The organism is Moorena sp. SIO3A2, from assembly GCF_010672265.1.
Taxonomy (GTDB): Bacteria; Cyanobacteriota; Cyanobacteriia; order Cyanobacteriales; family Coleofasciculaceae; genus Moorena; species Moorena producens.
On record NZ_JAAHHC010000044.1, the window covers coordinates 1 to 22492 of the forward strand.

Genomic DNA, 22492 nt, shown 5'->3' on the forward strand with positions numbered 1-22492 from the left:
ATAATCCATTCCCAATTAAAATAAACGGTGCCCAAAAATAAGGATGCTCCAAACCATACTCTACTTTGGTAATTAAAGCAATTTGAGCTTGTCGGAGGGCTTCGGCTTTAGTAACGTTCCCCTGTTTTAAGACCTCATAAAATTTATTCATCAAGACTTGGGTACCTTTGTCATCCACGCTCCACAGGGATGCGATCGCAGCATCGGCACCAGCATTTTGCATCAGATAACCAAAACCCAGGATTTCTTTGCCATCCCCCAATTCTCCCCCTAAGCCGGTCTGACAGGCACTGAGCACTACTAAATCTACATTGGGGAAATTCCATTGTTCCACCTCGTCAACGGTAACATGACTGCCATCACCAAACAGAATAAATGAATCTTGTTTAGTTTTCTCGAACACAGCGTGGGTGGCTAGATGCACAATGGAATAGTCATTCATCTGATAAATGGTATCCTCATGAAACTGTTTATCGATGAATAGCTTAGTGTTGGGAAAGGTTTCTGCCAGACCCTCAACTTCTGGTTTGGTAAACGCTAAGGCTGGAAATTCATGCTGTTTATCCCCGATCTCAATCCTATGCTCTTTGGTGACCGCTGCCGCAAACACGTCTAACTGTGGTGTGGGTTTATTATCTAGGGATGTTAGGCTCAGAGCAGTAATCTGATTAACTCTCAACCGCTCAATTAACCATTGCTCGCCATCATACAAAGCCCCCAGGGGAATATAGCGCAATTTGCCATCAGGAGCATAAATAATAGTTTTGGCATTAGCTTTGGCTAAGTCAGCTTCAATCGGTTTAATTAGCCACTCGTACAGTTGCTCGACGTAAATTTTGTAATTATTGCTCCCATTGCCAACGGTTTGGCGGAAGTTGTCAATCGCTCTTTCCACGTTTTTTCGGTTTGCCTTAACCGTGCGGTGAATTGGGGGAGCATCAGGGGTGACTAGGACTAATTCCAAACGGTCATCTAATACTAGGGGATAGAACATAACCGCATCCTGTTCCAATTGCTGGAGTTGCTCTCGTAATCGTCGATCGTAATTCTTTAGGTCTAAGTTTTCTGCTTCTGTGGTTTCCCTCAATTGTGCCAAGGAAGCTTTTACCTCTGGACTCTTCAGGGAATCTTGAAAGTCTTTCCTGACCTGGGCTTGATTTTTCCTAAGTTGAATGATTCGCTGTTGCTGGGTTTGGGTGCGCTTATCCGTAACAATAGTTTCCAGTTCACTGAGTTCTTGATCCAGGGCAATAGCTTGGTCGATAATTGGTTGGATACCCTTGAGGATTTCCTGTTCTTCAGTCAGTTCTGTAATGCCATCAACGGTGTTATAATTCCCTAGCAGATTACTGAGGTAATCCTCCAACTCCTGGACTTTCAGTAAATCGAGCACCCGTAGGGCTTCTAACACTCGATCTTTTTGCAGCAGTAAATCAGCCAAGCGGCGATAGTCTTGGGCAACAGTGTTGGTAAAGGATTGTTGTTGTTCAATGGGCAGAACTTTTAAGTCTTTGCGGATCCCTTCTCGGACATTAACGGATTGTTTAAAGAAGGTAATCGCTAATTCCGATTGGTTTTGGGTATCATACAAGCTACCGATACCAGCCAGAATTTGCCCTTCCCTTAAGCGAGTGCCAAGGGTTCGGGAAAGGGCTAAGGCTTGTTGATAAGCTGCTAAAGCCTGGGGATAGTTTCCTAGACTAGTGTAAACTATTCCGATCTTGTATAAGGTAAAGCTAATCCCGGCTTTTACGCCAATTTTTTGATTAATCTCTAAGGCTTTTTGATGATAGTCATTGGCTTTAGTATACTCTCCCAGTTTTTCATAAACTATTCCGATAGTAGTCAGGGTGTGACCTTGATCTAGGCGATTACCAATCTGTTGAGAAATAGCTAAGGATTGCTGATAGTTTTCTAGAGACTTTGGATAGTTTTCCTGCTTTTGGTAAACTGTTCCGATGTTAGTCAGGGTTTCTGCAATCCCTTCCTTAGCCCCAATTTTGGTAAAAATGGCCTGAGCTTGGTTGAAGTAGTCCAAGGCTTGGGAATAATCTCCCAAATCCAGATAATTTGCCCCTATAGAGTTATAGGTGGTGCCAATACCGGCCTGGTCACCAATCTCTTGACGAATGGCTAGGGCTTTTTGCTGATATTCTAGGGCTTTGGGATACTTTCCCCAGTGACTGTAAACTGTTCCGATGTTCCTCAGGTTAGCAGCTTCTGTGGGGCGATCGCCTATCTCTTGTTGAATAGCTAGAGCTTGCTGTAAGTATTTTAACCCTCGCTCATACTCCCCTTGGTCAGTATAAATTCTTCCGATATTGTTGAGATTGGCACCAACTCCCCTCTTGTCACCAATGTCTTGCTTAATTTTTAGAGATTGCTGATGATAGTTTAAGGCTTTGGCATAGTCTCCCCAGCTAATGTAAACTGTTCCGATGTTGCCGAGGGTAGTAGCTTCCTCGAAACGCTTCCCTAGGTCTTGTTGAATCACTAAAGCTTGGTGGAAGTATTCTAATGCTTGAGCATACTCACCCCGAGCATAGTCAATGAACCCAATATTATTGAGAGTAGTACTTTCCCCTGAGCGATCCCCAATTTCTTGAGAAATAGCTAGAGATTGCTGGAAGTATTCATTGGCTCGGTCATACTCACCCTGACTATCGTAAACTGATCCAATATTATTAAGGATATTGGCTTCCTGGGAGCGATAACCTATGTCTTTAGAAATAGCTAAAGCTTGCTGGAAGTATTCATTGGCTCGGTCATACTCACCCTGACTATGGTAAACATGCCCAATATTAGTGAAATTAGTAGCAACATTATCACGACGGAGATCGCCCAACTCTTGGTTAATGGCTAAAGCTTGCTGATAATAGTCTAGAGCTTGACTATACTTCCCGTATCCGTCATATATCCAGCCAATGTTGTTGAGTATAGTCGCAATTTTGATAGAATCGTTTAAACTTTTGCTAATAGTTAAGGTTTGCTGGTAGTAATCTAGGGCTTGGTTGTACTTTCCCCAATTGCTGTAAACTACCCCAATATTATTGAGGAGGTCTACAGTAGTTTTCTGGTCATTAATTTCTTTGGCAATGGTCAAGGCTTGCTGGTAGTAATCTAGGGCTTGGTCATACTTTCCCTGAGATTCGTAAACTTGCCCAATAAAATTGAGAGCGATTATTTCTTGAGAAGGCTCTTTGGTTTCTCGGGCAATGGCAAGGAGTTGCTGATAAGACTTCAGGGCTTGGTCATATTTGCCTTGGCTGATTTGAGCTAGTCCAAGCCCTCCCAGGATAGATGCTTCAATCGAGGTATTATTAAGTTTGCGGTAAATTTCTAAGGCTTGTTGGTAATAGTCTATGGCTTGGTCATGGTTGCCCAAGTCATAATAAGCTTGCCCAATCCCCCAAAGATTTGCACCTTCTCCTGTGAGATTGTCAATTTTTTTGGAAATGGCTAAGGCTTGTTGATAATAGTTTATGGTTTGCTGATAGTTTCCCTGTTGGTAGTAAACCTGTCCAATCTTAGCAAGGGTACTCCATTCCTGAACTTGATTCTTGACTTCCCGGTGAATAGCTAAAACTTTCTGATAATAGTTGAGGGCTTGGTCATACTGTTCTTGCTTTTGGTAAAGTGTAGCAATATTACCAAGGGTAGTGCTTTCATCAGCCTGATTCTTAACTTCCCGGTGAATAGCTAACGCTTGCTGATAATAGTCAATGGCTTGGTCATACTGTTCTTGGTTCCGGTAAAGTTCGGCAAGATTACCAAGGGTAGTGCTTTCTGCTACTTGATTCTTAACTTCCCGGTGAATAGCTAAGGCTTGCTGATAATAGTTGAGGGCTTGGTCATACTGTTTCTGGTTATAGTAAACCACGCCAATAGTATTGAGCGCAATCCCTTCCAGCTTACGCTTACCCAATTCGCGGTGAATAGCTAAAACTTTCTGATAATAGTTGAGGGCTTGGTCATACTGTTCTTGCTGGCGGTAAAGGTAAGCAATATTACCAAGGGTGGTGCTTTCATCAGCCTGATTCTTAACTTCCCGGTGAATAGCTAAGGCTTGCTGATAATAGTTGAGGGCTTGGTCATATTGTTTCTGTTGATGGTAAACCAGGCCAATAGTATTGAGGGCAATTCCTTCCAGCTTACGCTTACCCAATTCTTTCCGAATTGCTAGGGATTGCTGGTAATAGTCTATAGCTTTGACATACTCCCCTTTCTGGTTGTAAATCCCTCCAATCCAAAATAGAATATTCTGTTCTAATCCCCGAAAACCAGTGGGTTTAGTAATGGCATTTGCCAACTCCAGGGTTTCCAGCCCTTTATCCAATTCTCCTTGATTGTTATACAATATTCCCTTCAAGGTCAGGGCTACACCTTCCCTTAATTGATAACCCTCTTCTCGACTCAGGGCATGAGCTTGCTCCAGAAACTCCCCAGCTTGGTTTAATTTCCCTGACCAGATATAAGCTGAGCCGATCCAATTCAGAGCGTAGGCTTGATAGTAGCCTGCTAGAATGCGTAAGCTTTTCCCAGTCTTAGCTACTTCTTTGATAATACTCAAACCTTGCTCTAACCTATCAAAGGCTTTGTCATACTCTCCTTGGGAGGAGTAAACTGAGCCAAGATTAACCAGAGCATAACCAATCCCAAGCTGATTACCTACCTCTTTGTTAATGGTTAGAGCTTTTTCCAACAACTCCAGAGCTTTAGGATAGTCTTCCTGACTTGAATAAACTGTTCCGATATGGGTCAAGGTTTCCCCTTCTTCCTTTCGCTCCCCATTACCTTGACGGATTTTCAGAGCTTCTTGCAATACTTCCAGAGCTTTGGTTTCTTGAGATAATAGATTGTAAACCTGTCCAAGGCCATTAAGAGCTTGAGCAACACCTGTAGAGTTTCCCAATTCCCGATAAATCTTCAACACTTGTTGATAACTATCCTTTGCTTGAGGCAACTGACCTTTAACAAACTCTGACCTTGCCCGATCGAATAATTGCTCCGCTTGAGTGGCTTGGTCTGGAGTGGTTTGTGCCACTGCTGGAGCAACTCCCAGATTTTCTGGAGCTAAGATCGGTGAGAGCAGGCACAGTAAGGTAGCACTAGCTAGCTTGAGACAGAATACAGGAATAGTAGAGTAAATACCCATCGACAAATCAGCCACTTGGTAGTTTCTTACTATATATCCTTAGGTCGTGGCAGTTTTATGCAGTGGGGAAGTTTTAAATTGGGTGAGGGAGTAGGGAGTAGGTTGAAGGTTAGCAGGTTGAAAGTTGAACGCGATCGCGTGGCCAATAGGCCAAGGTTGAACGCGATCGCGTGGCCAATAGGCCAAGGTTAGTGCGTAGGGTGAGTTAGGGGCGGACTTGCCCTTATTGTTCGCTTCGTAGCCAGGGTTGGGATAGTCCGCCCCGTAACGCACCACTAGACGTAATGATTTACCCAATATTATTGACGGTAGTACTTTACCCTGAGCGATCGCCTAGGTCTTCAGCAATCGCTAAAGCTTGCTCGTAGTAGTCTAAGGCTCGGTCATACTCACCCTGATTCTGGTACACTGAGGCAATATTATTGAGGTTAGTAGCAACACGTACACGACCAAGATCCCCCAACTCTTGGTTAATCCCTAAAGCTTGCTGATAATAGTCTAGAGCTTGGGGATACTTCCGTTGCTTCTGATATATCGAGCCAATGTTGTTGAGTGTAGTCGCAATTGTGATCGAGTCGTTTAACCTTTTGCTAATGGTTAAGGCTTGCTGGTAGTAATCTAAAGCTTGGTTGTACTTTTTCCAATTGTTGTAAACTCCCCCAAGATTATTGAGGAGGGTTGCACTAGTTAGATGGTCATCATTTTTTTTAGTAATGGTCAAGGCTTGCTGGTAGGAATCTAGAGCTTGGTCATACTTTCCTTGGTTGTTGTAAATTTGCCCAATAAAATTGAGCGCGATTGTTTCTTGAGAGTAGTCTTTGATTGGTCGGGCAATGGCTAGGAGTTGCTGATAATACTCCAGGGCTTGGTCATAGTTGCATTGTCTAATTTGAGCTACTCCAAGCACTCTCAGGATATTGACTTGATGAGGGTAATTTTTAAGTTCTCGAAAAATATCTAAGGCTTGTTGGTAGTAGTCTATAGCTTGGTCAGCCTTGCCAAGTTTAAAATAATCTACCCCAATTTCCATAAAATTTAGACCTTTTACAGTCAGATTTTCAATGGCTTGGGAAATAGCTAAAGCTTGTTGATAATAGTCTCTCGATTCCTGAGACTTTCCCTGTTTTTCATAAACCTGACCAAGATTAACAAGGGTGGTGCTTTCCCCAGCATGATTCTTAACTTCCCGGTGAATAGCTAAAGCTTGCTGATAATAATCAATGGCTTGGTCATAGTTTTTCTGTTTATCGTAAACCAAGCCAATAGTATTCAGCGCAATTCCTTCCAGCTTACGTTTCCCCAATTCTCTGCAAATTGCTAGGGATTGCTGGTAAACCTCTAGGGCTTGGAGATACTCTCCTTTTTTGTTGTCAATCCTTCCAGTCTCAAACTGGATATTCTGTTCTAATCTCCGACTCCGAGTTGGTTTAGAAATGGCTAACCCAAGCTTCAGGGTTTCTAGCGCTTTATCCAATTCCCCTTGAGCAGTATACAGTATTCCCTTCAATATCAGGACTGCACTAACCTGATATTGATAACCCTCTTCTCGACTCAGGGTATGAAATTGCTCCACAAACTCCCCAGCTTGGTCTGGAGTGGTTTGTGCTACTGCTGGAGCAACTCCCAGATTTTCTGGGGCTAGGCTCGGTGAGAGCAGGCACAGTAAAGTAGCACTAGCTAGCTTGAGACATAATACAGAAATAGTAGAGTAATTACTCATAGACACACCGGTGACTTGACAGTTGATTACTATATATATCTGTAATTGGTGGCACTTTTATGCGAATTATACTAAATAATTTCTCAATATCAAGCAACTTGCTCTGATATGATGTCAAGATAATTAACCTTAACAAAAATCTTCCCACACCTCCCCCCACTCCCCACACCTCTGATGACAACCCCCCAAGCTATTGACTGGAATTCCCTAGCCTCGGAACTTACCGGAATAGAAATTATTAATGACCCGACCCAAGTTGCTAAATTATCCCTAGACTACTACCACTTCAGTCCGGTACTGGAATCCCAGCTTAAAGATAAACGAGGGAATATCGTAGTTCGTCCCACTACGGTGGCGGAAGTCCTGGAAATAGCTAGGGTTTGCGTTAAGTACAAAGCTCCCCTAACCGTAAGAGGCTCAGGCACTGGTAATTATGGTCAGTGTATCCCCCTCAACGGTGGTCTGATTCTCGATACTACTCGCCTGAATCAGATTAACTGGATAAAACCGGGTTTAGCCTCTGTTCAGCCTGGGGTAAAGCTAGCCGCCTTTGACAAAGAAGCTCATAAAATTGGCTGGGAATTGCGCATGGCTCCCTCTACCTATCGCACTGCTACTATTGGTGGGTTTATTGGTGGCGGCAGTGGCGGCATTGGTTCCATTACTTATGGAGTATTACGCGATCGCGGAAATCTTCATGCTGTCCAAGTCGTCACCCTCGAAGACCAGCCCCGTGTAATCGAATTACGGTCCGATCAGGTGCAGAAGGTGAATCACGCCTATGGAACTAACGGCATTATCACTGAATTAGAAATACCCCTAGGACCAGTCTATCCTTGGGCTGAAGTCATTGTAGTCTTTGATGACTTTATGACTGCTGCGAGATTTGGTCAAGCTTTAGGTGATGCCGATGGCTTGATTAAAAAACTGATTAGCATTCACGCTTGGCCAATTCCATCCTACTTTGCCGCTGTCAGCAACTACCTTCCTGAAGCTAAGCACTGTGCCTTGCTGATGATAGCGGAATCTTCCCTAGAGCCATTCCAGGATTTAGTTCGGGAGTATGGTGGAGAGGTCACTTACCAGAAGAGTGCCCATGAAGCTAGTAAGGGAGTCAGCCTAGCAGAGTTCACCTGGAATCATACCACCTTACACGCCCGTAGTGTTGATCCCAACCTCACCTATTTACAAACCTCATTTGTGAATCTGGAACAGGTGGAGCATCTGTATCACCACTTTGGGGATGAAGTGATCATGCATTTAGAATTTATGCGAGTGGCAGGAAAACTGATACCAGTGGGACTACAAATCGTTCGGTATAGTTCTGAAGACCGTTTAAATGAAATTATTCGCTATCACGAAGACTATGGCGCATTGATTGCTAATCCCCACACCTACATCTTGGAAGATGGGGGTATGAAAACCGTTGATATGGAACAGTTGCGGTTTAAGGAAATAGTTGATCCCTATGGATTGATGAATCCCGGTAAAATGCGAGCCTGGGAGCATCGGTAGAGTAAGGAGTGTGGGAAGTGTGGGGATAAGCAGTCAGCAGTCAGCAGTCAGCAGTCAGCAGTCAGCGGTCAGCGGTTAGCCGTCAGCGGTCAGCCGTCAGCTTATTTTATTCAAAAGCTGTTCCGGTAGCGTGGCCATAGGCCAATGGCTGTTCCCGTAGCGCATAGGCTGATAGCTGTTGGCGTAGCCTGCGCGTAGCGCATATGCTTACCTGTGGATAGTGAAATAAATATGGACACAACTGGACTCGAACCAGTGACCCCCACGATGTCAACGTGGTGCTCTAACCAACTGAGCTATGCGTCCAAACCATTCATTATGATAGCACATATTTAGAATATAGCAATTCTCAGGAACGTTTGAGGGAAATTGCCTATTGCCTATTGCTAGCATGCCTATTGCCTATTGCCTTTCCTTCAAATTCTTTTGAAGGAGGACATGAGGGATGAGTTCTGCTAAAATGTCCTGGTCGTTCAGCCTTTACCAACATCTTTATCTTTGAGTCAACCAATAGAAACCGCCAGTATCGATACATTAGCCAAGGAACTCGCAGCCATACAGCAAACTGGTTCTAAGCGAATTGCCTTGTTGGGGTCACGTCACGTTCCTATCACCCATCAGAATCTAATTGAGATGATGAGCTATGCCTTAGTGCAAGCGGGTAATCGTCTGATTACCTCTGGTGCCACTGGAACCAACTTAGCTGCCATTCGAGGTGCTATGCGAGCCGATCCCTCCTTGCTAACGGTAATTTTGCCCCAAAGTCTTCAGCGACAGCCACTGGAATCCCGAAAATACTTGGAGAAGGTAATGCATTTGGTGGAAAACCCCCAAAATGATACCTTGTCTCTCGCTGAAGCTAGTGCCTTGTGTAATGCCGAAATTGTTGCGAGGTGTCAGCAGTTAATTTGTTTCGCATTCCATGATAGCCGTACCCTCCTCAACACCTGTAAGGAGGCGGAACAGCAAAACAAGGTTGTTACTCTGTTCTATTTTGATTAGTTGTGATTAATTGTGATTAATTTTGATTAGTGTGAGCTAGACTATGCATCTATCCGGTTCGGGAATTTTACTTTACTGTATTGTGGGGGCAACGGTTTTAATCTATCTACCATTTCTGGTAGTTGGCTACAGCCGTTTCAAACTAGGCTATGACCAAAGTGCTCCTCGCGCCATGTTTGATCAGCTACCGCCCTATGCCCAACGAGCGACTTGGGCACATCAGAACTCCTTTGAACAAAATGTTGAGCGCAGTCCCCACCTAGAATCTTTGATGCGCGGTGGGGTTAGCGAAACCAATAAACTTTGCGCAGCATCCTTATTCTGGCTTTTCCTGATTCTGGACATATGCAATCAGCTTTTCTAATGGAGCTTGGGTTCCTACTGAAATCAAAGCATAGCTGCCACCCCAGAACATCGGTTTTTCTGACCAGTAAAAACGTTTGAGATGGGCTGCATACTCTTTGCGCATTAGTCGAGAGGAAACAGTTTTGAGGTTATTTACTAGCAATGACCAAGTCAATACTGGGGATAGCTTCAAACAAAACGTGGACGTGATTACTCTCCCCCCCAAATTCAATCAGTTCACAATCCCATTTTGCATGGGATACCCTCAAAATGTCTTCCAAGCGTTCAAGCATCTCCCCTGTTAGGGAATTGTTTCTGAACTTAGTCACTAGTACCAAGTGATAGATCAACCGAAATGCTGAGTTGGAGCGAGTCTTGAGTCTCCTGAAATCCCTAGAGCGGGCTCGGCAACTAAATTGACAACTAAATCTTAGCAGGTTAAAATACATATGGTATTGGTTAAGTATTTTGCCATGGGCCAGAAGCAAGCTAAAAAGCGAACTAAGCGCAAAAAGTCAAAGACAGCGTCCAGTATCAGAACTGATGTCTGGTCGCTGTCTTTGACTCGCCACCAGCGCAATTTAGCTATTCTGACAGTGGAAGAGTACCGCCATTTCCTAAAACCTTTGGTACTAATCGCCTATGGGAATTGGTCTGCCCTGTTGGGGTTAACTGCCAAAGAACGGGTGAACGCGCTGGAGAAGTTGGTTCACCAGACCGCAAATAATCCCAATCCTAAATATGGTTGGTACTTCAAAAAAGCCATCAATAACCATCCATCGTTTCGCAAGTTTCCCAGCTACCTAAGACGCGCTGCCATCCAAGACGCATTAGGGATTGTTAGCAGCTTTGTGACTCGCTGGCAGGATTGGAAACGAGGCAATAGAAAGCACCGACACGACAAATCCCCTAAGCTTACTGCCATCGGTAACAGCTACCCAGCTTTGTACAAAGGTCAACAAATTCGCTATAACGCTAATTTTAACGCTGTAGACCTCAAGGTTTGGAATGGTACGGATTGGGTATGGCTATTGGCTATTCGAGTTCCAACGTCTGGAAAAAGCCGCCATCTCGGTCTTGACAACAAACTGATGTCCCCTTCCTTAATTGCTAACGACCGCAGGGTTCATCTGTCGATGCCTGTCGAGATCGCAATTAAGGAACTGCCGGAATCCGATTGGGTAAGTGCTGTAGACCTAGGAATTAACACCACAGCGACCTGCTCTATCGTTAGTCGGGACGGTACTGTAAAAGCGAGGAAATTTATTTCCCCTGCCAGAGACATAGACCGCCGTGACCAACGCAAGCAGCGTATTGCCACTAAGTCCAAGCAAACCCGTAAGATCACCAAAAGGAATTTGCCTCAAGGGTTCTGCAAGGGATTGTATCGCAAGTCCAAACATATCAACGAACACATTGCTCAATTCGTATCCAAAGCTGTCATAGACTTTGCCATGGCTCATCAAGTGAGGGTGATTGTGTTTGAGGACTTGTCAAACTGGAAGGCAAAAGCGGGTAAGCACGGCTCTGTCCAAAAGCAACGATTCCACCAATGGTGTAAAGACCGGATTGTGGAACTTGCTATCGAGAAATTTAGCGAGTTAGGGGGGTTTGTCGTCAAGGTTAACGCTAAATACACCAGTGCTTATGGCTTTGATGGGTCTGGCTTAATTTCCCGTAGCAAAAAAAAGTATTCCCTCGCCAGATTCAAGAACGGCAAGTGCTACAACGCCGACTTATCTGCGTCTTACAACATCGGCGCTAGATATTGGTATGCCGTGCTCACTAACGCCAAGTTGACTAGGGTCTGGGAAGGCAGAAGTTCCTCCCACACGCTGAGAACGCCAGTGACGCTCAGTAGTTTATGGAAGCTATCTGAGTCCAACCTAGCATAAGAATCCCCAGCTAGAATTTTTAATTTAGCTGGGGTGCGTTCAAACCTTTATTATATTTAGCGCAGCCGCTTTGATGGCCTATGTTACGGGTCAGAATTCAACCCTCGCCATCGGCTGTGCGATCGCATTTGTAATTGCCCGAGTCTTCTACTCGGTGTTTTACATTCTCGATATTCCCTTGGGGCGATCGCTTATGTTTGCCATCGGCTCTCTTTCCAGTGGTACTCTGTTTGTTCTGAGTCTAAGCAGCGTCAGTGGCTAGACGAGATCAAGTCCACTTGCTTCGGGCCTTGATAGTTTTAGTTATTGGTCATTTGTCTTGAGAGCCACCAGGTTGAGCCACCTCCCCAAGACTATGGGCTTATCCAATACTGATGCTACCGGGCTTGATATCAATAGGTTTAAAAATTTTGTATAGGGTGCAACAAATTCCCATTTTGGTTTTAAGCTGTTAGCTAAACCGCGAGAAGCCCCGCACTTTACCTTCATTGGGTAAGTGTCGTATGGAAAGCGCGGGGCAAGGGTCGGAACGTAGCTTGCCAATGGGATATACTAGGGACAGTAGGGAAAACAAATTAAGAGCTAACCGCCACCTACTAGCTAAAAATAGAACGAGTTGTATTGTTCCGGCGCGGAGGGGCATCCCGTGTCGTTAATAAAGCTTACCGAGTAACCGAATCGTTGGATGGTGTTGGTAAGAAGCCCGCGCTGTACCGTGCTTGTCAGCGTCGGGAGTATGTCACGTAGTGAGCCACCATTGCTCACGGCCTACCGCTGACCGTTATTAATTATGGCTAGTACTTATTCTTTTGATATTGTTAGTGATTTTGATCGACAAGAGTTGGTCAATGCTGTGGATCAAACTATTCGTGAAATCAAAAGTCGTTACGACCTCAAAGATACTAAAACCACTGTCGAATTAGGAGAAGAATCTATCACCATCAATACTGATAGTGAATTTACCCTAGATGCTGTGCATACTGTTCTTCGTACCAAAGCTGCGAAACGGGAACTTTCGCAAAAAATCTTCGACTATGGTAAAATAGAATCAGCTAGTGGTAATCGTGTTCGCCAAGAAATCACGCTAAAAAAAGGCATCAGCCAAGAATATAGTAAAAAAATCACCAAATTGATTCGAGATGAATTTAAAAAAGTACAAGCCTCGATTCAAGGTGATTCAGTTAGAGTAACTAGCAAATCTAAGGATGACTTACAAAATATCATCCAGCGGTTGAAGCAAGAAGATTTGCCGATTGCTTTGCAATTTACTAACTATCGATAAGTAAGTTATCAGCTATCAGCCGTCAGCCGTCAGCCGTCAGCCGTCAGCCGTCAGCCGTCAGTCGTCAGCCGTCAGTCGTCAGCCTTCAGCTTATTTTATTCAAAAGCAAATCAAGTAGCGTGGCACAGGCTTCGACGCTGGGACCCATAAGCTGATAGCTGATAGCTGATAGCTGATAGCTGATAGCTGATAGCTGATAGCTGAATGCTGATAGCTGATAGCTGATAGCTGATAGCTGATAGCTGATAGCTGATAGCTGATAGCTGATAGCTGATAACTGATAGCTGATAACTGATAGCTGATAGCTAAATGCTTACACTCTAGACTACTATGGCTTGATACCAGAAATGACTTCCTTAGCTGCTGCTAATGTGCGGTCAATATCCTCCTCGGTGTGAGCTAGGGAAGTAAATCCTGCTTCAAATTGTGAGGGGGCTAGGTAGATCCCACGCTCTAACATGCCACGATGGAAAGGAGTGAATTTGGATAAATCAGAGGTTTTGGCATCATCGAAATTGTGAACAGGAACACCAGTAAAGAACATGCCAAACATAGCGCTGATGTACCCACCAGTAGTTGCATGACCGCTATCTTTAGCAATTTGCAGCAATCCCTCGGAGAGCTTTTTAGTAATAGTCTCTAGCTGTTCATAGGTACCCGGTTTTTTCAGTAACTCCAGGGTTTTAATGCCTGCTGTCATGGCTAAAGGATTCCCAGACAGGGTTCCGGCTTGATACATTGGCCCAGCTGGTGCCACCATGGACATGATATCCTTTCGTCCGCCATAGGCTCCCACGGGCAAACCACCACCGATAATTTTACCTAGGGTAGTCAAGTCAGGAGTGATGCCAAATTTCTCCTGAGCACCACCGTAGGCAATCCGGAAGCCAGTCATCACTTCATCAAACACCAGTAGAGCGCCATGGTTTTGAGTCACTTCCCGCAAGCCTTCAAGAAAACCAGGTACAGGAGTGATGAAACCAGAATTCCCCACCACAGGTTCTAGGATGACCCCAGCAATCTCATTGGGATATTGCTCAAATAAAGCTTTAACTTCGTCCAGGTCATTATAGGTAGCAGTTAAGGTATTAGCAGTGGCAGACTTAGGAACACCAGGGGAATCGGGTAAACCTAGAGTAGCCACTCCAGAACCAGCTTGTACCAGCAGCATATCGGCGTGACCATGGTAGCAGCCAGAAAATTTGATAATTTTGTCCCGTCCTGTGAAGGCACGCATCAGGCGCAGCACGGCCATACAGGCTTCGGTCCCAGAATTAACAAACCGCACCATTTCAATACTAGGAACAGCGTCAATCACCATTTGTGCTAGCACGTTTTCTAGGGCCGAGGGAGCTCCAAAACTGGTACCCTTATCTAGAGCCTGGTGCAATGCCCCAATAACTTCCGGATGAGCATGACCGCAAATGGCTGGTCCCCAGGTACCTACATAGTCAATGTACTGGTTGCCATCTACATCCCAGATGTATGCTCCTTTAACTTGGTCAAATACAATCGGTTCTCCGCCTACTGATTTAAAGGCTCTGACTGGGGAGCTGACCCCTCCTGGCATTAGCTCCTGGGCGGCGCTGAAAATTTCTTGTGATTTAGTGGTTTTAAACGAGGTAGTGCTAACCAAAATAGTCTCCTAATATTAATAGTGTACGAGTTAGTTGAAAATAAGGGAAAAGGCGATCACCCCATTACCCCCCTTAAACAGGGCAATAGGTAACTTCGGCCAAAGTGCGCTTTCCAATGGGCGAGTAAATCGCCCTTGGGTCGCACTTCAGGGAACTTCGGCTTAGGGGCAATACTGGACAAGAGATTATTATCCTATGGAGACTGATCCGTTTTGAATTTGTAAAGAAAGAATGCAGATTTACTAGAAATCTGAACACTTTCAGCCCCGCATCTTTAGATCGGGGATGAAAGTGACTAGCGAGTTTAGTCGCCGTGTCACTTTTATTTTATCTGTACTTGACAGATTACGCCCAACCTGTTAGCGTAAGAATAGAGCGAGTGAGGTCGAAATTCGTTCCCGTAGCGTGACCGTTCCCGTAGCGTGACCGAAGGTCAAGGTCAAGGTCAAGGTCAAGGTCAAGGTCAAGGTCAATGATTATTGTTGAGATGAAAGCCTACGGCAAAAGCCATCAATATTTAGCTATAGATGAAGCTATTCGGACAGTTAAATTTATTCGCAACAGTTGCATTCGCCTATGGATGGACAATAAAGGAACGGGTAAATATGACCTTAGCAAGTACAGTAAAGTACTGGCTAAAGAGTTTCCGTTTGCCAATGAATTAAACTCAACAGCTCGACAAGCTGCGGCTGAAAGAGCATGGTCATCGATTTGTCGTTTCTTTGAAAACTGTAAGAAGAAGGTACCAGGAAAGAAAGGCTTTCCCCGCTTCCAGAAACACTGTAGATCAGTCGAATACAAGCAGTCAGGATGGAAACTGTCCCCTGACAAGAAGTCGATTATCTTCAGTGACAAAAAGGGAATAGGAAAGCTGAAGCTTAAGGGGACATGGGACTTGTGGCGTTTTGACAAAAAGCAAATCAAACGGGTTCGTATAGTTAAAAGAGCTGATGGTTATTACGTTCAGTTCTGTATTTCCATAGATGTAAAAGAACAATTAGACCCGGCTGATGCCACTGTAGGATTGGATGTAGGACTAAAAGAGTTCTATACCGATTCTAGGGGAAACACTGAACCATCACCTCGCTTTTATAGGGTAGGGGAGAAGCGTCTAAAATTTTATCAACGCCGAGTATCTCGGAGAAAGAAAGGCTCATCTAACCGTAAGAAAGCCGTTAATAGATTAGGCAGACAGCACCTCAAAATAAGTAGGCAACGTAAAGAACATGCCAAGAGACTGGCACGTTGCGTAATCCGGTCTAACGACCTGGTCGCCTATGAAGATTTGAGAGTAAAGAATCTGGTCAAAAACCATTGTTTAGCTAAGTCTATTAATGATGCTGGTTGGTATCAATTTAGAAAATGGTTGGAGCACTTTGGCAAAAAGTTTGGCAGAGTCACTGTTGCAGTTAATCCTGCCTATACAAGCCAGAACTGCTCCAAATGCGGTGAACTCGTGAAGAAGTCACTATCCACTAGGACTCATATCTGCGAATGTGGATGCGAACTAGATAGAGATCACAACGCCGCTATCAACATTTTAAAAAGAGCCTTGGGTACGGTGGGGCACACCGGAACCTGGATCATCGATCCGAACGCTTCGGGAGATTTGACCGCTACTGTTCTTGGTTCCGGCCAGGTTCAGCAAGTCGAGTCTGTGAGCGAAGAATCCCCGCGCCTAAAGGCGCGGGGAGTGTCAATGATCAATATTTACTGATCAATTGGATATCAGGGGTGGTATCTTGTAGGGTGTATCTCATTAAAGCTGTTTGACCCGCTGGGTGTTTCCATCCGTTGCCTAAAACTATGTCAGCATCTGAACCGACTTCCATTAGCCAAGCTATCCCAGTTGACCAAGTTCGCTACAACGATCAAGGACTAGTGCCAGCCATTGTCCAAGATTACCTTGATGGTACGGTATTAATGATGGCTTGGATGAATCGGGAGTCATTGCAAAAAACCCTCGATACAGGAGAAACCTGGTTTTGGAGTCGCTCTCGTCAGGAATTGTGGCACAAGGGTGCTACATCTGGGCATTTACAAAGGATAAAATCCATCCGCTACGATTGTGACAGTGATGCTTTACTCGTGACGGCGGAACAAATTGGTGATATTGCCTGCCATCTCGGTGAGCGTAGCTGTTTCCATCAAGTGGAGAGTAAGAAAGTAGCCCCTCCAGCAGATACCTTGTCTCAGTTGTTTGAGATAATTTGCGATCGCCGTGACCATCCAGTAGAAGGGTCTTATACCTGTAAGTTGTTTAAGGGTGGGGATAATAAGATTCTTAAAAAAATTGGGGAAGAAGCTGCAGAAGTGGTAATGGCTTGTAAGGATGATGACCCGGATGCGATCGCATCTGAAGTAGCGGACTTGCTCTACCACAGCCTAGTTGCTATGGCTTACCATCAGGTTGATGTACGGGATGTTTATCGCAAATTGCAACAGCGCCGTCGATAGTGTTGGTGATTGGGAACAAGGGAATTGGTGAGTGGAGCAGATTTTGATCACAGGGGGAAGCCAAAAGCATAATCACGATGGATGGGTACGCTTTTTTTGACCAAATCCGGTAAAATCGGCCAGGTACTGTTAACCTAAGATAACTACCTTGGCTTACGATAATATATGTAAATATCTCGCCGAAAACTATCCAGCTGATTTGGTCAGGTGGCTTCATGGTATGGAAGTTACTGAAATATCGGTGTTGAAAACTGAGTTAAATACTGAACCGATTCACGCCGATTCCTTGACGCTGCTACAAACCGCTAATCAAATCCTGCAATGGGAATTTCAAACCCTGCCAGCTTCCAAGCCATCCCTACCATTGAGAATGCTCAAGTATTGGGTCAGACTGAAAGAAAAGTATAACTGTCCGATTGAGCAGGTAGTGATATTTCTCAAGTTCACCACCTCAAACAAAGCATATACTAACCAGTTGCTGGAGGGTAAAACCAGCCATGGCTATCGAGTAATCAGGATGTGGGAGCAAGACCCTGAGCTATTTTTGGCCAATCCCGCCTTATTGCCCTTTGCCACTCTGGCATAAGCGTGAATCTCCTAAGGGAGTAGCCAAAAAATAAAATACCAGATTTTAGCTTGTAGGGTGGGCAAAAACATTTTGGTTCAAATGAGTCTTATAGATAAGATAACTTTGCCCACCCTACTTTAATTGGTATTTTTTTTACATGCAAGTCCCTAAACGATTATTAGAGCAAGTGGCAGCAGCAGTGGATAGGATTGAAGAACCACTAGCTTTTGCTAACATCAGCGCTTGTACCCAGTTACTAGCAGGTTTGCGGTTCGACCAACGCTTGATAGGAGAATTATTTCCGGAGGAAGTGATGCAAGAGTCTGTAATTTATCAGAAGATAATTCAAAAAGGACATCAACTGGGTTTACTCGAAGGAAAACGTGAAGGAAAACGTGAAGGAAAACTCGAAGGAAAACGTGAAGGAAGGCAAGAGGAAGGGTACTCAATCATTATACGTCAACTGACCCGTCGGTTTGGGAGTCTTGACGACCAGCTACAACAGGGGATTAAAAAGCTTTCTGTTGTTCAATTGGAGGAGTTGAGCGAGGCGCTGTTGGATTTTGAGACAGTCAGCGATGTAGCTGTGTGGTTGGCATCCCATCAGCAATAAACCGGATGCGTACGGATCAAAGCTCAGTGCCATGCTCCCACACTTCCTACCCTAGTAAGTGTGGGCTTCTCGCCAAACCCAACCCTTGCTTATCCCTACTCCCTACTCCGATGATCCGCTGTTCCCTTTGCTATATAAATCCTATAAATCGGCTTTTGGTTTCCGATTGAACCCATTAAAAATCCAGTTTAAAAAATCCAGTTTAATAATTGGGGAAAAAAACGTTTAATAACTGAGATACTTTTTGCCATTCGATCAGGAAAAACATGAGGTTTATTATCAATGATTCCTTGAATCGTTTGCCTCATGACCTTAGCTGGATCAGTTATTATAAAGTCCGGCAACTCCTGATCTTCTTTAGCAAGGGTTCCGTACTGTTTGCACTGGATAATGGGAGTACGGCTGTAAAAGGGATAAACAGCTGTAACCTTGACGTTATAAATTTTAACTTCATTTAAAAGCCCTTCGCTGAATCCTCGCAAACCGAATTTACTAGCAGTATAATGAGCCATGCCAGCGGGTGCAATCCAGCCAGCAGCAGAGGAAATGTTAACGATGTGACCTTGGCGACGCCTAATCATATCAGCGGCAAATAGAGAACTTAATCGCATTGGTGCCAGCAGATTTACCTGCATCAGCCTTTCCCATTTTTCCGCAGGCACTTCGTCCATGCGACCAAAAAGGCCAATGCCAGCATTATTGATCAAAATATCGATTTCTATTCCCAGGTCTTTAACCTGCTGATAAAGAGTTTCGCATCCGTCAGGTTCAGAAAGATTAATCCCCAAAAGAGCAAGTATATCCCCAGTTTTAACCTCCCGTTGAATAGCATCGGCACGCTCTTTAAGAATAGTTTTATCAATATCCGTGAGGATCAAACGGCTACCAGCTTCTAATAATTGTCGAGTCAATTCCTGACCGAATCCACCGGCGGCACCGGTGATTATTACCACAGCTCCATGGAGATTGCTCATCTAATTGTTCTCAATTTTTGCTATCGGTTAAATTTTAGGAGATTGGAGTATTCCCCATAGTAATAAAAACCAGGGTATATTAATGTTAGGTATCAGCGACGCATATTTTATTAATGGTGGCCAAAACATTGGAGCTATAAAACGCAGAGAGCGTAGTGATACCGGACGTAACCCGTCTTTATCGAAGAGACCATAGTGCTCAGCCAGTTCTGCGACAACTCGAACGCGGCCTGTAAAGCTCATTACAGTTGGGTCTGCAGCAAGGGCAGCAATAACGCGCCCCGTGAGTAAAGGAGTTTCCCAATTATAGCCTTGAGAGATCAGTCGGCTTTGCTGATTGCCAGGTTTATCTTCTCCCATTTGCAAAGCCAAACTGGAAATATGCTCGGTACCAACTATGCCTGGCCAAATCGAAAGGGATGCCACATTATATTGCTTGAGTTCAACAGCCATATCAGCAGCCAGTCGATCACAAGCTGCTTTACCTGCCCCGTATGCGCTACCAAAGATGTAAGACATGCCGCCCCAAGATGAGATGGTGCAAATCAGCCCCTGCTGACGCTGAATCATCAGTCGAGCTGCAAAAACACTGGCAATATAATGGCTGCGGAGACCGACATCATTGACAGCATCCCAAAGATTGTCAACGCATTCCCAAAATGGTTTTTCGTATCCCTCTTTCAATGCCTGCACTCCTGAAAACGCATTATTGACCAGCAGATCCAGTTGTCCCTTCTGCTCATCTTGAATCCGTTCAAAGAGTAAGCGCACTTGTTGGTCGTCGCTATGATCTACCATTACCGGAATACAAATACCACCAGCATCTTGCACAGCTAATTGGGTTTCCCGAAGACTACCGGAAACTCCCTCTGTGACATTGGAACTGTCTAGACTACGACCGGTAATATATACCGTAGCACCTTCCTCTCCAAGGCCAATCGCAATTCCTTTACCAATACCACGGCTGGCACCCGTGACTAAGGTTACTTTGCCTTCAAGGCTCCCCATAATTGCTTTTTTTGATATTTATTATATTATTTAATGGTAGCATTTTTTTGACCGTAAGCATTCAGCCATCAGCCGTCAGCCGTCAGCCGTCAGCCGTCAGTTTTGTGGCACAGGCTTTGGCCTTGGCCTTTCGGCCACGCTACGCGAATGGCCACGCTGTGCGAACGACGCTGGGAGGTGACTTTACTCAGCATTATTCCAATGCTTACTTGTTTTATTCAAAAGCACCTCAAGTAGCGCATTAGCTGATAGCTGATAGCTGATAGCTGATAGCTGATAGCTGATAGCTGATAGCTGAATACTCACTTTTGACCTTTGCTGGTTGGGATTTTTATCTAAACTTCGATTATCGCGTTTTGGGAACTATCCAACTAAACAATAAAACGAATAATCACCAGTAATCATAACATAAAAATAATAAAAATGCAAGTAGTTATTATTGGTGCCGGCATGTCTGGTATCTGCATGGCTATTAAACTTAAAAAAGCCAAAATACCTTTCATTATTCTAGAAAAATACTCTCGAATTGGAGGGACTTGGCGGGATAATAACTACCCAGGATGTGCCTGTGACATTCCCGCTCATTTATATTGTTACTCTTTTGAGATGAAATATGATTGGAACCAAGTTTATCCCTCTCAGCCAGAGATATTGAAATACTTAGAACACTGCACACGTAAATACAATATTTATCCCCATATCCGTTTTAATCAAGAGGTTATTAGCGCCCATTTCAATGCCAAAAATTGCCTCTGGTATGTTGACACAGCTGATAATAAAACTATAACAGCTAACATACTGATCAGTGCCTGGGGAGGTTTAAATTTACCCAAATTACCGAATTTGAATAGCTTAGAAAGCTTCAAAGGAGTTTCGTTTCACTCAGCTAGATGGAATCACAGCTTTGATTTAACTGATAAAACTGTGGCAGTTGTAGGCACTGCAGCCAGTGCAGTTCAATTTATCCCAGAAGTTGCCAAAAAAGTGAAACAACTATTGATTTTTCAAAGAACTCCGAACTGGATTACTAACCGAGACGATGGGACTTATTCAGCCCAGATGCAATGGTATTTTAAGAAGTTCCCTATTCTGATGCAACTGCACCGGGGATTACTATACTTACGTAATGACTTAATCAGTTTTCCTCTATTCACTACTGGAAGTTTTATTAGTAAGTACCTACAAAAACAATTGGAAAAACGCATACACCAGGAAATTGATGACTCCCGAGTACGGGATGCGGTGATACCCAGCTATCAACCAGGTTGTAAACGAATTTTAATTAATAACGATTTTTATCAAACCCTGAACCGAAAGAATGTAGAATTGATTACAGATAAGATAGATAAAATAACGGCTGATAGTCTGGTAACCGAACCAGGAAAAGACTATAAAGTTGACGCTATTATCTATGCTACAGGATTTAACTCTTTGTCCTACAAAAAAATGGATATACGTGGTAGCAACGGAGAGAGTCTAGCGGGGATATGGGGCAACGAACCAGAAGCGTATCTTGGTATTTCTGTTTCCAATTTCCCTAACTTTTTTAGTCTTTTAGGACCGAATACTGGTTTGGGTCATAGCTCGGTTATTTTAATGGTAGAGTGCCAAGTTAATTATATTATTGGCTGCTTGAATAAAATGCTCACAGAAGACTGGAAATCTCTGGAAGTGAAGGAGGAAGCCATGAGACGTTATTATCAGGATTTATGGAAAACTATGGCAAAAAGGGTGTGGACAAAAGAAAACTGTATGAGCTGGTATCAAAATAAAGATGGCAGAGTATTCGCTTTGTGGCCTGGTAATACTATCCAATATTGGTGGGCTACAAGAAAACCAATTTTTGATGACTATATTTCTACCTAGCCTAGTCGGGTAAGACTACCAATTCTTTTGAGGAGATAGGCGGGGAAGAGGGGGAGATAGAGCAGATTTTTATTTCAGGGGGAAGCCAAAAAGACCAAAAGCCCAATCACAAAAAAAGCGATTGGCCTATGGCCACGCTACGCGATGCTCGCTTATGAGCCGCTAAGGGATTGGCCTATGGCCACGCTACGCGATCGCTTTTTTTGACCAAATCCTGTAAACTCGGCCAGGTAGTCTTAACCACAGATAACTACCTTGGCTTACGATAATATATGTAAATATCTCGCCGAAAACTACCCAGCTGATTTGGTCAGGTGGCTTCATGGTCTTGAAGTTACTGAAATATCGGTGCTCAAAACTGAGTTAAATACTGAACCGATTCACGCCGATTCCTTGACCCTGCTGCAAACCGCTAACCAAATCCTACAGTGGGAATTTCAAACCCTGCCAGCTTC

18 protein-coding genes, 1 tRNA gene and 3 pseudogenes are annotated in these 22492 nt (G+C 44.2%); 13 read left to right on the top strand and 9 right to left on the bottom strand.

Annotation, left to right across the window (positions count from 1 at the left end; translation table 11 throughout):
- From F6K64_RS30320 to F6K64_RS30330, 3 genes are all read right to left on the bottom strand, one after another.
- Positions 1-5170: tetratricopeptide repeat protein (locus tag F6K64_RS30320; protein WP_287267337.1), on the bottom strand; the 5170-nt coding region annotated here is incomplete at its 3' end.
- Positions 5171-5194: 24 nt separating this feature from the next.
- Positions 5195-5452, bottom strand: coding sequence for a hypothetical protein (locus F6K64_RS30325; RefSeq protein WP_287267338.1), 258 nt, complete (start codon positions 5450-5452; stop codon positions 5195-5197).
- Positions 5453-5471: 19 nt separating this feature from the next.
- On the bottom strand, positions 5472-6875 hold the full coding sequence (locus F6K64_RS30330) for a tetratricopeptide repeat protein (protein WP_287267339.1): 1404 nt from the start codon (positions 6873-6875) through the stop codon (positions 5472-5474).
- A 174-nt stretch (positions 6876-7049) separates the two neighbouring features.
- Here F6K64_RS30330 and F6K64_RS30335 point away from each other — a divergent pair, with 174 nt between their 5' ends.
- A complete protein-coding gene (locus F6K64_RS30335; protein ID WP_287267340.1) occupies positions 7050-8390 on the top strand; it encodes an FAD-binding oxidoreductase in 1341 nt (446 codons plus the stop codon).
- A 232-nt stretch (positions 8391-8622) separates the two neighbouring features.
- On the opposite strand, the gene F6K64_RS30340 is transcribed toward F6K64_RS30335, so the two are convergent.
- A tRNA-Val gene (locus F6K64_RS30340) sits at positions 8623-8696 on the bottom strand.
- Between the two features lie 192 nt (positions 8697-8888).
- Here F6K64_RS30340 and F6K64_RS30345 point away from each other — a divergent pair.
- Together F6K64_RS30345 and F6K64_RS38520 are read left to right on the top strand one after the other, a co-directional pair.
- Positions 8889-9392 carry a DNA-processing protein DprA gene (locus tag F6K64_RS30345; RefSeq protein WP_008180076.1) on the top strand — a complete coding sequence of 168 codons (504 nt, stop codon included), beginning with the start codon at positions 8889-8891 and terminating at the stop codon, positions 9390-9392.
- Between the two features lie 43 nt (positions 9393-9435).
- A complete protein-coding gene (locus F6K64_RS38520) occupies positions 9436-9756 on the top strand; it encodes an MAPEG family protein (protein ID WP_081431909.1) in 321 nt (106 codons plus the stop codon).
- On the opposite strand, the gene F6K64_RS38525 is transcribed toward F6K64_RS38520, so the two are convergent.
- Positions 9709-9861 (bottom strand): transposase, encoded by a 153-nt coding sequence (locus F6K64_RS38525; protein ID WP_008180074.1) that lies wholly within the window; start codon positions 9859-9861, stop codon positions 9709-9711. The two genes, F6K64_RS38520 and F6K64_RS38525, sit on opposite strands and share 48 nt — an antisense overlap.
- Before the next feature lie 25 nt (positions 9862-9886).
- Positions 9887-10186, bottom strand: a complete 300-nt coding sequence (locus F6K64_RS38530) for a transposase (RefSeq protein WP_353737262.1) — start codon at positions 10184-10186, stop codon at positions 9887-9889.
- Between F6K64_RS38530 and F6K64_RS30355 the strand changes: the two genes are divergently transcribed.
- The 3 genes and pseudogenes from F6K64_RS30355 (at position 10187) to F6K64_RS30365 (ending at position 12914) form a co-directional block, all read left to right on the top strand.
- Positions 10187-11632: an IS200/IS605 family element transposase accessory protein TnpB gene (locus tag F6K64_RS30355; protein WP_008180070.1), complete on the top strand. Its 1446-nt coding sequence runs from the start codon at positions 10187-10189 to the stop codon at positions 11630-11632.
- Between the two features lie 40 nt (positions 11633-11672).
- Positions 11673-11894, top strand: a pseudogene (locus tag F6K64_RS30360) (MAPEG family protein); the annotation flags it as partial.
- A gap of 528 nt (positions 11895-12422) precedes the next feature.
- Entirely contained in the window at positions 12423-12914 is a 492-nt protein-coding gene (locus F6K64_RS30365) for a YajQ family cyclic di-GMP-binding protein (RefSeq protein WP_008180068.1), read from the top strand.
- A gap of 328 nt (positions 12915-13242) precedes the next feature.
- Here F6K64_RS30365 and hemL read toward each other — a convergent pair whose 3' ends face one another.
- Positions 13243-14550: a glutamate-1-semialdehyde 2,1-aminomutase gene (hemL, locus tag F6K64_RS30370; protein WP_008180065.1), complete on the bottom strand. Its 1308-nt coding sequence runs from the start codon at positions 14548-14550 to the stop codon at positions 13243-13245.
- Between the two features lie 473 nt (positions 14551-15023).
- On the opposite strand from hemL, the gene F6K64_RS30375 reads away from it, so the two are divergent.
- From F6K64_RS30375 to F6K64_RS30390, 4 genes and pseudogenes are all read left to right on the top strand, one after another.
- Positions 15024-16268, top strand: coding sequence for an RNA-guided endonuclease InsQ/TnpB family protein (locus tag F6K64_RS30375; RefSeq protein ID WP_008190491.1), 1245 nt, complete (start codon positions 15024-15026; stop codon positions 16266-16268).
- An 89-nt stretch (positions 16269-16357) separates the two neighbouring features.
- Complete coding sequence (gene hisIE, locus F6K64_RS30380) at positions 16358-17008, top strand: bifunctional phosphoribosyl-AMP cyclohydrolase/phosphoribosyl-ATP diphosphatase HisIE (protein ID WP_008190493.1); 651 nt, start codon at positions 16358-16360, stop codon at positions 17006-17008.
- Positions 17009-17156: 148 nt separating this feature from the next.
- A pseudogene (locus tag F6K64_RS30385) lies at positions 17157-17607 on the top strand (Rpn family recombination-promoting nuclease/putative transposase); the annotation flags it as partial.
- A gap of 126 nt (positions 17608-17733) precedes the next feature.
- Positions 17734-18189, top strand: a complete 456-nt coding sequence (locus F6K64_RS30390; protein ID WP_008190498.1) for a DUF4351 domain-containing protein — start codon at positions 17734-17736, stop codon at positions 18187-18189.
- A gap of 188 nt (positions 18190-18377) precedes the next feature.
- Here the strand turns inward: F6K64_RS30390 and F6K64_RS30395 are convergent, their stop codons facing one another.
- Positions 18378-19163: an SDR family NAD(P)-dependent oxidoreductase gene (locus tag F6K64_RS30395; RefSeq protein WP_008190499.1), complete on the bottom strand. Its 786-nt coding sequence runs from the start codon at positions 19161-19163 to the stop codon at positions 18378-18380.
- A 27-nt stretch (positions 19164-19190) separates the two neighbouring features.
- Complete coding sequence (locus F6K64_RS30400) at positions 19191-20171, bottom strand: SDR family NAD(P)-dependent oxidoreductase (protein WP_008190500.1); 981 nt, start codon at positions 20169-20171, stop codon at positions 19191-19193.
- A gap of 47 nt (positions 20172-20218) precedes the next feature.
- Here F6K64_RS30400 and F6K64_RS30405 point away from each other — a divergent pair, with 47 nt between their 5' ends.
- The 3 genes and pseudogenes from F6K64_RS30405 to F6K64_RS30415 all read left to right on the top strand — a co-directional run.
- Positions 20219-20416 carry a hypothetical protein gene (locus F6K64_RS30405; protein WP_154659970.1) on the top strand — a complete coding sequence of 66 codons (198 nt, stop codon included), beginning with the start codon at positions 20219-20221 and terminating at the stop codon, positions 20414-20416.
- Positions 20417-20594: 178 nt separating this feature from the next.
- Positions 20595-22037: a flavin-containing monooxygenase gene (locus tag F6K64_RS30410; protein ID WP_008190503.1), complete on the top strand. Its 1443-nt coding sequence runs from the start codon at positions 20595-20597 to the stop codon at positions 22035-22037.
- Between the two features lie 255 nt (positions 22038-22292).
- Positions 22293-22492 (top strand): annotated as a pseudogene (locus tag F6K64_RS30415) (hypothetical protein); the annotation flags it as partial.

What these genes read in the sequence shown, in the direction of transcription:
- hisIE (WP_008190493.1), top strand. Translation starts at nt 16,358, where the DNA reads ATGTCAGCATCTGAACCGACTTCCATTAGCCAAGCTATCCCAGTTGAC.
- F6K64_RS30395 (WP_008190499.1), bottom strand. Translation starts at nt 19,163, where the DNA reads ATGAGCAATCTCCATGGAGCTGTGGTAATAATCACCGGTGCCGCCGGT.
- F6K64_RS38520 (WP_081431909.1), top strand. Translation starts at nt 9,436, where the DNA reads ATGCATCTATCCGGTTCGGGAATTTTACTTTACTGTATTGTGGGGGCA.
- F6K64_RS30375 (WP_008190491.1), top strand. Translation starts at nt 15,024, where the DNA reads ATGATTATTGTTGAGATGAAAGCCTACGGCAAAAGCCATCAATATTTA.
- F6K64_RS30390 (WP_008190498.1), top strand. Translation starts at nt 17,734, where the DNA reads ATGCAAGTCCCTAAACGATTATTAGAGCAAGTGGCAGCAGCAGTGGAT.
- F6K64_RS30335 (WP_287267340.1), top strand. Translation starts at nt 7,050, where the DNA reads ATGACAACCCCCCAAGCTATTGACTGGAATTCCCTAGCCTCGGAACTT.
- F6K64_RS30410 (WP_008190503.1), top strand. Translation starts at nt 20,595, where the DNA reads ATGCAAGTAGTTATTATTGGTGCCGGCATGTCTGGTATCTGCATGGCT.
- F6K64_RS38525 (WP_008180074.1), bottom strand. Translation starts at nt 9,861, where the DNA reads ATGCGCAAAGAGTATGCAGCCCATCTCAAACGTTTTTACTGGTCAGAA.
- F6K64_RS30400 (WP_008190500.1), bottom strand. Translation starts at nt 20,171, where the DNA reads ATGGGGAGCCTTGAAGGCAAAGTAACCTTAGTCACGGGTGCCAGCCGT.
- F6K64_RS30365 (WP_008180068.1), top strand. Translation starts at nt 12,423, where the DNA reads ATGGCTAGTACTTATTCTTTTGATATTGTTAGTGATTTTGATCGACAA.
- F6K64_RS38530 (WP_353737262.1), bottom strand. Translation starts at nt 10,186, where the DNA reads ATGTATTTTAACCTGCTAAGATTTAGTTGTCAATTTAGTTGCCGAGCC.
- F6K64_RS30355 (WP_008180070.1), top strand. Translation starts at nt 10,187, where the DNA reads ATGGTATTGGTTAAGTATTTTGCCATGGGCCAGAAGCAAGCTAAAAAG.
- F6K64_RS30330 (WP_287267339.1), bottom strand. Translation starts at nt 6,875, where the DNA reads ATGAGTAATTACTCTACTATTTCTGTATTATGTCTCAAGCTAGCTAGT.